This window comes from Phenylobacterium sp., assembly GCF_030697925.1.
GTDB lineage: Bacteria > Pseudomonadota > Alphaproteobacteria > Caulobacterales > Caulobacteraceae > Phenylobacterium.
This window is the reverse complement of record NZ_JAUYOJ010000022.1, coordinates 1-11,296: the sequence shown is the minus strand read 5'-3', so window position 1 is coordinate 11,296 and position 11,296 is coordinate 1. Positions and strand designations below refer to the sequence as shown.

The window sequence follows — 11,296 nt, the reverse complement described above, 5'->3', positions numbered from 1 at the left end:
CTTGGAAGACGGTCTTGGCCAGGTCGAGGCCGATCGTTGTAATCTCCATGGCGGGTGGCTCCCAATGCTCGTGGTTGGCATGACAGCGACCACATTGGCCCTAAGAGGCCGGGAGCGGGAGCCATCCACCCCATCTGCTTTCAGCAACTTAGGCGCTCGTGGCCTTCCTTCCAGTAGTGCTCATTCATGTCTCAGCGCGTCCACGGGCTTGCGCGCAACGACGTTGACGGCGTGGCCGAGCACGGTCGCCCAGGCTATGGCCAGCGCCGTTAGGCCCGCGATGATGAAGATCCAGGGCGTCAGGGCGATCTGGTAGGCGAAGCCCTGCAGCCAGGACCGCATGACCAGCCAGGCCAGCGGCCAGGCGATCAGGCAGGCCAGCAGCACCGGCTTGGTGAAGTGCCAGACCAGCATTTGCAAAATGGACCTGCGGCTAGCGCCGAGCGCCCGGCGCACGCCGATCTCCTTGGTGCGCCGCTCTGCGGTGAAAGCGGCCAGGCCAAGCAGACCAATACAGGCGAGCAGGAGCGCCAGGCCGCAGAGGGCGCTGACCAGGACACCCTGGCGTATCGTTTGGAGGTAGAGGCGCTGGACGTAGTCGTCGAGGAACTGACGGTGAATCTCTCCGGGCTGGCCCGACCGGCGCCAGAGCTTGTCGATGGCGCGGAGGGTCTCAGGCGCCCGCGCTCCGTCGAGCTTGACGCTCAGCACCTGATCGGCCGGATAGTTGGCGAAGTCGACGAGGAAGAAGGTCGGCTTCACCTGCGCGCTCTTCAGGTCGAGCGTGGTGTCGGGGGTGACGCCGATGATGTCGAACTCGCCGTAGCCAGGGCCGACCTTGATCTCCTGGCCGAGGGCAGAATTGGCCGTGGCGAAGCCAAGGGCGCGGGCCGCCGCCGCGTTGATCACGACTGATCCGCGTTGAAGTTCCGGGAAGTTCTGGAGCGGCAGTTCGTCCTTGCCACGTTCGCGGGAGAACAGGCGGCCTGCCAGAGGCGTGACGCCATAGAGACCGAACCAGTCCTGGTCGACCAGGCCCATGTCGGCATGCGCCGTCGGTCCGCCGGGGACATTGGCGTTCATTACGTTCTTGACCGGATCGAAGTCGTCCAGGCCCAGCAGATTGCGTGACGAGCAGGCTGCGGCACGCACCCCGGGCATGCGCCTGACCTCGGCCTCGAACGCGCTTCGGCAAGGCGTGGCCTGGACCACCAGGACCTGGTCGGTATCCATCCGCAGGCCCCGACTGGTGGCGAAACGCGTCTGCATCCAGACGACGCTCACGGCGATGGCCAATCCGATCAGCACCGCGAACTGACCGACCACCAGGGCGGTTCGCACGGCGCCTGATCCGGTGGTCTCGATCGGCCCGCCCTTGAGGACGCGCGCGGGACGAAATGCGGTGAGCACCGCGCCGGGATAGGCCCCTGCGGCCAGAGAGAGGGCCAGGGCCGCCGCCGCGAGGCCGAGCGCGACGGCCGGCTCGCGCCAGTAGGGGAAGCTCATCGCCTTGCCGAGGAAACCGTTGAGGCCGGGGAGGGTCAGTTCGACGAGGGCGATGGCCAGGACCATGGCGGCGGCTACTTGCAGTGCGGCCTCGCCGACGAACTGAATGATCAGGTCGCGCCGTCGGGCCCCGGCGGCCTTGCGCACCCCGACCTCGACCGCACGATGAGCGGCGCGCGCCGTCGCGAGGTTGACCAGGTTGATCACAGCGAGGGCCAGCACCAGGCTCGCCGCTAAGGCTAGGCCGAGCAGGCCGCCTCGGCTGGCGCGGACGTCGCCGGCGCCAAGATTGGCGCCCTGGAAGTCCTGAAGGTGAAGGGTGGCGAGCGGGACAAGTCCGAGGCTGACGCTGGAGCCTGGCGGCAGGCCCCCACGAACGTCGCTGCTCGTGGCCAGCCGGCCCAAGGCCGCCGCAGCGGCCGGCGCCTGATCGGGAGCTGTGAGGCGGACGTAGGTGCGCAGACGGACGGACTCGAAGCGGACCGGCGGCGACAGCCCCGGCCGAGGCGTGACGAGCCAGGTCGCAAAGCCGCGATCTGGATTCGCTGCGGCGTCGATGCGGGCCAGGCGCGAGAACGAGGCGCGGCCGGAGGCGAAGACCTGCTGGGTCAGGTGCGTCTCGGGCGGGAAGTCCGTCAGCACGGCGCGGACGCGTAAGCTATGGCGACCTTCGAGTTCGAGCGTTTGGCCCAGCGGCGCGTCTACGCCGAAGTACTTGCGGGCGAGCGAGCGAGTGATCACCACTCCATTCGGATCGGCGAGCGCCTGGCGCGCATCGCCGGCGACGGCAGGCAGGCGCAGGACTTCAAAGAAGTCGGGATCGACCCAGGCGAGGTCTTCCCGGGCCGCGATCGCGCCGCGGCGCAGGCTGACCTGATCATAGACCAAGCGAGCCTCGGCGCTCGCCTGGGGCACGCCCTGGCGGATGCGGCGGACGATCCAGGCCGGCGCATAGTCCGAGAAGACCGGTGCCTGGCCCGGCGAACGTAGTTCGGAGGTGACAACGAAAGCGCGTTCGTAGTCCGGCGCAAACCGATCGTAGTCGAGCTCACTTCGAATATAGAGGTAGGCCAGGATCGCGGCTGCGAGGCCGAGCGCCAGGCCAGCGATGCTGAGCGCGCCATAGAAGCGATTGCGGCCGAGGTTGCGGAGCGCAGCTGAGAGATAGTTGCGGAGCATGCTCGCTCCTCCTTAGGCCGCCAACAGGGTCTCGCTGACGACGCGTCCGTCGAGAAGTCGGATGGTCCGCTGGGCCTCGGCCGCGTGAGCGGGGGAGTGGGTGACCATGACGACGGTGACGCCTAAGGCGGCGGCGGCCTTCAGCATGGCCATCACGGCCTCGCCGTTGGCGGTGTCGAGATTGCCGGTCGGTTCGTCGGCCAGGATCAGGCTGGGCTCGGAGACGAGGGCCCGGGCCACCGCCACTCGTTGCTGCTGACCGCCGGACAACTGCTTGGGGCGGTGACGGGCGCGATGGGCCATGCCGACCTGTTCCAAGGCCTGCGTGACCCGCCTGCGACGTTCGCCGGCCGGGACGCGCCGATAGAGCAGGGCAACCTCGACGTTCTCGGCGACGGACAGGTCGTCGATGAGATTGAAGCTCTGGAACACGAACCCAATGCGATCGCGCCGCAAGGCGGTGAGCTGGCGCTCGCCGTAGGCCGCCACGTCTTCGCCGAAGAAATGGTAGGCGCCGCTGCTCGGTCCGTCGAGCAGGCCAAGCACGTTGAGCAAGGTGGACTTGCCGCAGCCCGACGGGCCCATGATTGCGACGAACTCGCCCGGCGTGATCTCCAGCGAGATGCCGTTGAGCGCCAGGGTCTCGATCTCGTCGGTCCGGTAAATCTTGCTAATCGATTCAAGTCTCAGCATGCAGCCTCCTACTTCGTCAGGATCACCTGATCGATTTTTTCAAAGCCCGTGTAGTCAGAGGTCAGGACGCGCTCGCCCGCGGCGAGGCCGCTCAGGACTTCGACCTGCTCGGCGTTGCGGCGGCCAAGTCGGACGCGCCGCCGCTCGGCGCGCCGTCCGCCATCGTCCAGGACCATCACCCAGTCACCGCCCGAACGTTCCAGGAACGGGCCGGCCGCCAGGACCGGGCCCGTGCGGTCGCCGCCGAGCCTGAGGCGGCCCTCCAGCGCCTGACCCGGCAGCAGGCCGACAGGCGGCGCCTGGTCGAAGGCCATCTCGATCTGGAAGGTGGAGTTTTTGACCTGGGGATCGACGCGAACGACGCGAAACGGGATCGAACGCGGGCCGATCTCGACCTGGCCCTTTTGTCCGAGCTGGACGCGTTCGAGGTAGTACTGGTCGATATCGGCCTGGAGCTTGAAACCGGTCTCAGGCGTGATCTGGCCCAATCTCTGACCGCGATCGCGAATCTCTCCGACCTTGAGGTCCATGTCGGTCAGACGTCCGGCGACCGGCGCGCGAACCAACAGGCTATGCAGTTTGGAACGGGTGATGGTCAGGCTCTCGCGCAGGCTGGCCAGCTCGGCCTGGATCTGCGGGACCTGCCGCCGGCGCAGCGTCTCCTGCTCGCGGTTGGCGGTGAGTTGCAGCGGGAGAAGCCCGCGGTTGTAGGCAAGCTCGTCATGCACTGCCTCGTGCTGGTCGCGGCTGACGTAGCCCTTGGAAAGCAATGCATCGCGCCGATCGGCCGAACGCTGAAGCCGCACGATATCGTATCGGATTCTGGCGACGGCCTTCTCATTAGCGAGACGGGTGTCCTCCAGCTGCTTCTCGTAGGTCTGAAGCTGGGTGATCGATTCCACCAGCCGGCCCTCGCGATCAAGGACCTCCAGCTCCAGCGAGGTGTTCCGGAAGCGCAGGAGCGGCTGGCCAGCAGCCACCAAGTCGCCGGCGTGGGCAAAGGCCTGCTCGACCTGGCCGCCCTCCAGGGCGTCGAGGTAGACGATGTCGCGCGGGACCACCTTGGCCCGCAGGGCGACAAAGTCATGGAAGACGTCGGTGCGAACCGTGTCGATCGTGAGCTGGGAGACTGGCGCGCGCACGGCCGAACGCGCGCCGAAGGCCATTACCGAGACAGTGACGACGAGGGCGGCGAGGCCTAGGCCTGCGCCCCCCGCAATCAGGGAGCGCGGCGAGCGCCACCACCTTGGCCGTGCGATCGGCTTGTCCATGCTGTCGGTCATCTCAATCAACAGCATCACGTAGTTCGAGTCACGGGAGAAACGACGCCACCACAAGGGGTTACGTGCGATGGCGGCGCTAGACGCTAGCATGCAGTGTCCGAAAACGGACGCTTCTAGACCGGCGTAAGGGCCGGCGGAGCCCTCAGCGCTTGATGGGCAGGCGCTTGCCGACAAGCGGCGGCGCCATAGACTGAAGTCATGGCGTTCGCCTTCCTGATTGTCGACGATGACCCCGACGTGCTTAAGGCCGCCGCCCTGGCGCTGTCGGGGCCGCTGGCGCGGGTCGATGTCGCCACGTCACCGGACGGAATCGAGGCGCTGGCTGCAGGCCGGGACGCGGTGCTGCTGGATATGAACTTCGCGCTCGGCGCACGCAGTGGCGAGGCGGGTCTGGGTGTCCTGGCGCAGCTGAAGTCGGCCGAGCCGGAGCTCGCCATCGTGCTGATGACCACCTTCGGAGGCGTGAGTTTGGCTGTCGAGGCGCTGAAGAAGGGCGCCGAGGATTTCATCCTCAAGCCTTGGCGCAACGATGCGCTTGAGATCGCGATGACCAAGGCGGCGCAGGCGACACGAGCGCGGCGCGCGGAGGCTGGGCTGACGCTCGACGAGATCGAACGGCGCGCTATCGCCAGGGCCTTGTTGGCCAGCGGCGGCAACATGACCAAGGCCGCCGCCATGTTGGGTCTGACGCGGCCAGCCCTCTATCGCCGTCTAGAGCGGCATGGCCTCTAGCGCACGCCTTGGAACTGCGGCCTTCGCCGCGGGGATCGCCTGGCGCGCTGCGCTGATCGGCGTTGTGGCGGTCATCGCCGTGGTAGCGGCCGGCGCGCAACTCTATGCGAGTGCATTGGTGCTGGGTGTGGTCATCGTGATGGTCGGGGCCGACCTAGCCCGCGCGTCGCGATCGACCGACCGGATCCTGGCGCAGTTCGTAGATGGGGTCGCGGCCCAGGGCTATGAGTGGCCTCGCGCCCCACCCCAACTTGCGCGTTTAGGCGCCGCCATGGGGCGGGCGCAGGCGCGGCTGGAAGGCGTACGCGCCGAGCGCCAGCAACGGATCGATTTCCTGGAGAGCCTCGTCGACACCTCGCTGGCGGCGCTGCTGGTGGTCGATGACCACGGCCGGGTGCTTCACGCCAACCGATCGGCGCTCGAGCTGGGCGTCGGCGTCGGCGCGCCGTTGGAGTTGGATGTGGGAGCGCCGGGCGGTCGGCAGATCGTACGATTGGCGGATGGCCGCTCGGCCCTGATGCAGGTCAGCCTGTTTCGAACTCCATCCATGGTCGGGCGCCGTCTGGTGTCGTTGCAGACCTTGGCCGGCGACCTGGACCTGGTGGAGATCAAGGCGCAGCGGGACTTGGTTCGGATCCTGGCCCACGAGATGATGAACTCGCTAACGCCGATCGCCTCTCTCTCGGAAAGCCTGTTGCGCCGCGTTGAGGGCGGTGGAGTGGATGAACACCTCCTGTCGGAAGCGATGGAAATCATATCTCGGCGCAGCGCAGGTTTGATGACGTTTGTCGAACGCTACCGGCGGGTGGCTGAGGTGCTGCCGGGCGCCATGACCAAGGTCTCCGCGCGCGATGTGGTCGCGCGGCTCGACCGGCTGGTTGCGCCCATGATGGCGGGAGCGGGGGTTCGCTACGTTTGCACGGGCGCGCCAACGGACGCTGCGGTCGAGGTGGATGCGGATCTGCTGGAGCAGGCGCTGCTCAATCTTCTGATCAACGCGCGCGACGCGGCGATCGGGCGACCGGAGCCCCAGGTCAGCTTCGGCTGTATGGCCCATGACGCCGGCGTGGGGTTTGTCGTTTCCGATAACGGTCCTGGGCTGGCCGATCCCGAGGCGGCGTTCGTCCCATTCTACACGACCAAGCCTCAGGGCTCAGGCATCGGGCTGACGCTGGCGCGCCAGATCGCGACGGCGCATGGCGGCCGTCTTGACTATCAACGTGAAAACGAATGCACGACCTTTGTCTTGCAGGTTCCTGCGCCCAAGTGACGCCGCGTTGTCGGCAGTCAAATGTCCGCTAGCCGGAGTCGGGCCAAGTTCCGCTCTGTGGCGCCGAGCTGTCGTTAGCCAGGCGAATCGTCCCGCAGGCGGAGAGCGGACGTCGCGAACAGCTGATGGGGGCGGATCGCGGCCTTCAACTCCGATCCACAAACCGGACGCTTGCCCAGAAGCAACGCGCGCGCGCCGGTAACATCGCAGGGGAGGAATGACTGGGCTCGAAGGCGGACCGCCATTGAAGCGGGTCCTGATCTCAAGGATGATGCCGCTAGCGGGGGAAGATGATCATTCACATCAACGGCTACCCTGGCGTGGGCAAGTTGACGGTGGCGAAGATTCTGGCGGCGCGGCTAGGCGGCCGTCTGTTGGACAATCACACCATGTACGATGTCGCCTTCGCCTTGGCGGATTTTCGCAGTCCTGGGTGGGACGAAATTGCGCGCGGAGTCCGTGAGGTAGCGTTCCGGGGTGTCGAGGCGATCTCACCGTCCACTCCGGTCATCACCACCAACGCATGCAGTGACTCGGACTGGGGCAACGAGATGTGGGCTGCAATGTTGGGGATGGCCCAACGCCGAGGGTCGCGTTTCCTAGTAGTCAGCCTCTCATGCTCGCCCGAGGAGAACGCCCGACGCGTCCAGTCGGAGGGTCGCAAGGGCGGGAAGATGTCGGACCCCATCGCGCTTGAAGCCTATCGACGACGCTGGCGGCTGCTGGAGGACGGTGGCGACGAGCTTCTTCGCCTGGACTGCACAGACATGTCACCCGAGGTGACCGCTGACCACATCGCACTGTGGGCCGGCGGTAGAGACCTCGTGATCTGACCGTCAGTACGATAGGACGGCCCATATGGAGTCTGACAAGCGACCTCGAACGCCTTAGGGTGAGGAGGTCTGCCGGGTGACCGGCCGCGAGGGTGACGCCTATGTCGTGGAGGCCTGCGTGGAGGGCCAGACCGTTGGCGGCGGCTGACCTAGAGCTTGGGCGCCCACTTGGCGATCTCGGCCAGGACGTCCTTAAAGGCGGGTTGGCCCCGATAGTAGAGGGCGTTTGAAGCGATGTAGGCCTTCTGCAGCTTGGCCCGGGTGTCTGGATCGCTCAGGGCGAAGGCTTCGTTCTCGGCGATGACCGGATTGTCGGCCTTCGGGAAGCGCTTGGCCTTGTGGGCGAGATAGGCGGGCGTGCCGATGAGGTCCTGAACCGCCTTCGCTCGGAGCAGCGAGTAGACGTCGTAATAGTGGCGCATGAAGTTGGGCGGGAAGACGCCGGTCTCCTGCTGCTGGCGGAACTTGGTCGAGATGGCCTGCAGCTTTTCGACGAGGGTGTGGCCGGGGTGGTAGCAGGCGACGCCCAGGGCGCGGTTGTCGAGGATCTCGACCCGGCTGGCGGCGTAGTCGTAGGCCCAGGAGCTGATGTCCCGGGGTTCATTGGGCGACACGTCGTCAAATCCGACTTCGAGCAGGATGCCGTCCTTCAGGCCATCGACGGACCCGTTCTTGCTGGCATAGCCCAGCCGGATGCCGCCGCTGCGATATTGACGGATGTCATCGAAGGCTGTGTCCCGCTCGACGGCGCTGATTCCGTCGATGACGATGGTCTGGGCCAGGTGGTCGTAGAAGTCCTTCCGACCCCGGACGTGGGCGAGCTTGTCATGATTGCGACCGGTCATCACCGGCGGGTCGGCCGGCGGCTCGATGCGGATGTCGATATCCTCGGAGAACCGGTCGATGAGGCCGTAGCCCTTGGAGAGGGAGGCGCCGCCCTTCAGTTCGAGGGCGAGGCCCAACTGCTGCAGGCCGTAAAGGCTCTGCATGATCCAGTAGTCCTTCTCGACCAGGGCGGGCTCGATCTTCTCGTTGGTTGCAACGATGCGGATCAGGTCGCCGAACTGGCGATGGTTGTGCAGGAAGTCAGGCGGCATCCTGGGCTCCGACCTCGGCGAGGGCGCGGGCGAAGAACTTCTTGGCTCGTTCGGAGCCATAGGTCTGGGCGGCCTTCTTCAGGCGCGCCGTGTCGCTCGAGGACAGGCGATCCTTGACCCGCTCCAGGACCTTCTGGGGGTTTTCGCCGAGCTGGTCGAGGTTGTTGACCAGATCGACCAGCAGGAACTCCCGGCTGAGCTTCTTGGGGAAGGCGGGTTTCATGCGGAAGTCGTAGGTGCGGCCGCCCAGGGCGAACTTGCCGTGGCGCTTGTGGTTATAGACCACCGTCTTGTTGTGCAGCTGGGTCGTGCCGACGCCGAGCGCATTATAGGCGTTGGGCGAAGCCAGCAGGAACGGGCCGCCCTTCAGGAAGGTGGCGACGAGGGTGTCGTCTTGCGGCGGCGCCTTGCCGAAGGCGGTCTCTTTGGGCGCGTAATAAAGCCCGCCGGCCAGCTTGGTCAGCGCGCCGGCCTGCAGGGCCTCCTTGAGGTGGCGATCGACGGCGGTCGACCACGCGACCAGGTCGGCGCGGCGGTAGGTCTGGCCGGGTCGCAGCTTCGCCTTGAACTCGTCGAACTTGCCCATGAATCCTAATCTAGGCTTCTGGGGGTATTTTGCAAGGAATGTCATTGAGAATTCATGCAAACTGAGCATGGGGCGGGTGATGCAAGGGAGCTGCTTATTGGGGGGGAGAAGCTACCCCAAGGGCCAATCTGAGCGCGTTCTTGCCCTCCAGTCGGCCGCAAGCCTGAGACTATTCCTCGGTCGCAAAGCGCGCGAGAACATCCGGCGCGTCTTGGAACGCGAAGGGGTTGAGAAGCTGCCGACGCCATAGGAGCGCACGCTCGATTTCTGTCAGGCCGGCGTCTTCGCGGACGGTTGGCCAGTGATCGCGTATCGCCAGGAGCTGGCGCTCGATAAGCTCGATGGCTTCGGCCTCGCCGAGATGGAAATGCGGCGCGGCCTGGAGGCAGACCGCGAGCGTGCTCATGTTGTTCTGGCCGGTGATGAGCATGGCCTGACCGGCCTCGCCCCCCGCACGGGATTGCGGACAGATGTCGTAGGCGGGGGTCAGGGTAAGGGTCCGCCCATTCCAGAAGGCGGCGTGGTTGCGGGCGTGATCGTCGGTGTTGCCGCAGAGGATGTTGAACACCAGGCGGCCAAAAAGTTCGCGCAGCGTCGCATCGGGCGCGTCGAAACGGTGGCGGATGATCTCCGCCAGTGCTTCATAGCTAGCGTAGCGCGCCATCATCTCGTCCAGCTCGAACAGGGTCAGGGCCGAGACCATCGCCTTGCGCCGCCAGCTACGCCCAGCGCGCTCGCGGTCGAAACGCTCGATGAGGAGCACGTCCTTGCCGGCGGCGCGCACGAGCTGCACGGGGGCGACATCAAGTCCCACATGGGCGGCCAGCCGCATGGCGACGAACTCGCCCTTGACGACATTTAAGACGTCATCACGCGAAGAGAATTTCGCGATCAGCTTGCGCTCGCCGTCATCGATGATCGCCTTGGGGCGCGCGCCGCCGATGGAGCTTCCGTGGAAGAGCGCGAGATCGAGATCAGGCGGCATTGGCGTCCCGCTCTCGACACGCTCCGCCACACTGAGGAGTTGCTCCAGTGTGGCCGCGCCGCTTCCGCGCGGCGCATAGGTCGTGGCCGAGCGCTGAAAATCCAGAGCCCCGATCCGATCCGAGCCAGATTCCAGGAGATAGGTCAGCTCATCCAACTGCCCGACATCGATCTGCTTTCCCTTGTGGCCGAACTTGCGATTGATGATGACGCGCCGCCCCCAGGCGTCAGGCGCGGCGTCGCGTAGGCAGCCCGCCATCGACAGGCCTGTCAGGGGCGCGATCGCGCCGGGTCGCAGCGGCAGTTCCGGCTCATGGAGCGCGATCGCATCCTCGCGCCCAAGATAGCTGCGCCCGTAGTTGAAGATCAGCCGGTCGCCATCGCGCTCCACGCGGCCCGCGACCACGGGCTCGGTTTCTCCCGGAAGCCAGGCCCAGACAAACGCTTCGTCGTCGCGGTTCTTAGAAGTCATCTTTCACCGCCTTTCGCGAGGGGCGTGCGGCCTTCGGCAGGAGGGTGAGGATCTGTTGCTGGACGGCTGTCTTCGCCGCCAGGGTCGAGCGATCGGCGTCGAACAGCCTGACGCCGAGGATTGCGGCGGTTTCGAAGACGGCGCCGATGGCGCAGCCTGGATCGCCATGCTCGATCCTCTGGATCAGGCCGCGGGAAACGCCAGCGCGCTCCGCCAGCTCAGCGGCTGTCAATTTCCGCGCGATACGAGCCTGGCGGACCATCTGTCCGAGCAGCAGGACGGCATCCTGGCTGTAACGGGAGTAGGTGCGCGTGGCCGGCTTCGGCATAGAGCTTCTCCTGGCTCATTAAAGGGGCGGGAAAGGGTTTCCGGCATCACTTATGGACCTTGCTATCAATGAGCGGATGGGTTTGTCAAGAAATGACCTATAAACCGGTCTGAGAGGTATATTGAGCTCTATTTATGGATCGTGATGGGCTGGTGGAAGTGACCTGCTTTCTGACTGGCTACGCAATTCTGGAGCCGTTCGGCGGCCGCATCGGCATAGCCGCCCATGGCGAGGGCGAATTGCTGGGCCTGTGAGCGCCTGCCACCGCTCTCCTCCGCGAAGGCCGGCGCCCAGATTTAACTCAGAACACGGGGCATGCGGTTCGATGGTTTG

Annotated in this window: 10 protein-coding genes; 3 read left to right on the top strand and 7 right to left on the bottom strand. The window is 65.9% G+C overall.

The genetic code is table 11. The features are described from left to right. Positions 1–180: 180 nt before the first annotated feature. The 3 genes from Q8Q88_RS02440 to Q8Q88_RS02430 are packed head-to-tail and all read right to left on the bottom strand — an operon-like array spanning position 181 to position 4,676. Positions 181–2,685, bottom strand: coding sequence for an ABC transporter permease (locus tag Q8Q88_RS02440; protein ID WP_305673609.1), 2,505 nt, complete (start codon positions 2,683–2,685; stop codon positions 181–183). Between the two features lie 12 nt (positions 2,686–2,697). Further along, positions 2,698–3,378: an ABC transporter ATP-binding protein gene (locus Q8Q88_RS02435; protein ID WP_305673608.1), complete on the bottom strand. Its 681-nt coding sequence runs from the start codon at positions 3,376–3,378 to the stop codon at positions 2,698–2,700. A gap of 8 nt (positions 3,379–3,386) precedes the next feature. Next, on the bottom strand, positions 3,387–4,676 hold the full coding sequence (locus Q8Q88_RS02430) for an efflux RND transporter periplasmic adaptor subunit (RefSeq protein WP_305673607.1): 1,290 nt from the start codon (positions 4,674–4,676) through the stop codon (positions 3,387–3,389). 183 nt (positions 4,677–4,859) lie between these two features. Between Q8Q88_RS02430 and Q8Q88_RS02425 the strand changes: the two genes are divergently transcribed. The 3 genes from Q8Q88_RS02425 (at position 4,860) to Q8Q88_RS02415 (ending at position 7,496) form a co-directional block, all read left to right on the top strand. Continuing rightward, positions 4,860–5,393 carry a response regulator gene (locus Q8Q88_RS02425; RefSeq protein ID WP_305673606.1) on the top strand — a complete coding sequence of 178 codons (534 nt, stop codon included), beginning with the start codon at positions 4,860–4,862 and terminating at the stop codon, positions 5,391–5,393. Further along, positions 5,383–6,663, top strand: a complete 1,281-nt coding sequence (locus Q8Q88_RS02420; RefSeq protein WP_305673605.1) for a PAS domain-containing sensor histidine kinase — start codon at positions 5,383–5,385, stop codon at positions 6,661–6,663. The genes Q8Q88_RS02425 and Q8Q88_RS02420 overlap by 11 nt, the downstream gene beginning before the upstream one ends. A 290-nt stretch (positions 6,664–6,953) precedes the next feature. Beyond that, positions 6,954–7,496 carry an AAA family ATPase gene (locus Q8Q88_RS02415; RefSeq protein ID WP_305673604.1) on the top strand — a complete coding sequence of 181 codons (543 nt, stop codon included), beginning with the start codon at positions 6,954–6,956 and terminating at the stop codon, positions 7,494–7,496. A gap of 149 nt (positions 7,497–7,645) precedes the next feature. On the opposite strand, the gene Q8Q88_RS02410 is transcribed toward Q8Q88_RS02415, so the two are convergent. From Q8Q88_RS02410 to Q8Q88_RS02395, 4 genes are all read right to left on the bottom strand, one after another. Next, positions 7,646–8,593, bottom strand: a complete 948-nt coding sequence (locus tag Q8Q88_RS02410) for a nucleotidyl transferase AbiEii/AbiGii toxin family protein (protein WP_305673603.1) — start codon at positions 8,591–8,593, stop codon at positions 7,646–7,648. Then, positions 8,583–9,179 (bottom strand): hypothetical protein, encoded by a 597-nt coding sequence (locus Q8Q88_RS02405; RefSeq protein WP_305673602.1) that lies wholly within the window; start codon positions 9,177–9,179, stop codon positions 8,583–8,585. Before Q8Q88_RS02405 ends, Q8Q88_RS02410 begins: the two co-directional genes overlap by 11 nt. A gap of 169 nt (positions 9,180–9,348) precedes the next feature. After that, positions 9,349–10,635, bottom strand: a complete 1,287-nt coding sequence (locus tag Q8Q88_RS02400) for a type II toxin-antitoxin system HipA family toxin (RefSeq protein ID WP_305673601.1) — start codon at positions 10,633–10,635, stop codon at positions 9,349–9,351. Then, a complete protein-coding gene (locus Q8Q88_RS02395; RefSeq protein WP_305673600.1) occupies positions 10,625–10,963 on the bottom strand; it encodes a helix-turn-helix transcriptional regulator in 339 nt (112 codons plus the stop codon). The genes Q8Q88_RS02400 and Q8Q88_RS02395 overlap by 11 nt, the downstream gene beginning before the upstream one ends. Between the last annotated feature and the right edge of the window lie 333 nt (positions 10,964–11,296).

Bases quoted from the DNA above. Each gene is read 5' to 3' on its own strand.
- Q8Q88_RS02440 (WP_305673609.1), bottom strand. From the start codon at position 2,685: ATGCTCCGCAACTATCTCTCAGCTGCGCTCCGCAACCTCGGCCGCAAT.
- Q8Q88_RS02435 (WP_305673608.1), bottom strand. From the start codon at position 3,378: ATGCTGAGACTTGAATCGATTAGCAAGATTTACCGGACCGACGAGATC.
- Q8Q88_RS02430 (WP_305673607.1), bottom strand. From the start codon at position 4,676: ATGCTGTTGATTGAGATGACCGACAGCATGGACAAGCCGATCGCACGG.
- Q8Q88_RS02425 (WP_305673606.1), top strand. From the start codon at position 4,860: ATGGCGTTCGCCTTCCTGATTGTCGACGATGACCCCGACGTGCTTAAG.
- Q8Q88_RS02420 (WP_305673605.1), top strand. From the start codon at position 5,383: ATGGCCTCTAGCGCACGCCTTGGAACTGCGGCCTTCGCCGCGGGGATC.
- Q8Q88_RS02415 (WP_305673604.1), top strand. From the start codon at position 6,954: ATGATCATTCACATCAACGGCTACCCTGGCGTGGGCAAGTTGACGGTG.
- Q8Q88_RS02410 (WP_305673603.1), bottom strand. From the start codon at position 8,593: ATGCCGCCTGACTTCCTGCACAACCATCGCCAGTTCGGCGACCTGATC.
- Q8Q88_RS02405 (WP_305673602.1), bottom strand. From the start codon at position 9,179: ATGGGCAAGTTCGACGAGTTCAAGGCGAAGCTGCGACCCGGCCAGACC.
- Q8Q88_RS02400 (WP_305673601.1), bottom strand. From the start codon at position 10,635: ATGACTTCTAAGAACCGCGACGACGAAGCGTTTGTCTGGGCCTGGCTT.
- Q8Q88_RS02395 (WP_305673600.1), bottom strand. From the start codon at position 10,963: ATGCCGAAGCCGGCCACGCGCACCTACTCCCGTTACAGCCAGGATGCC.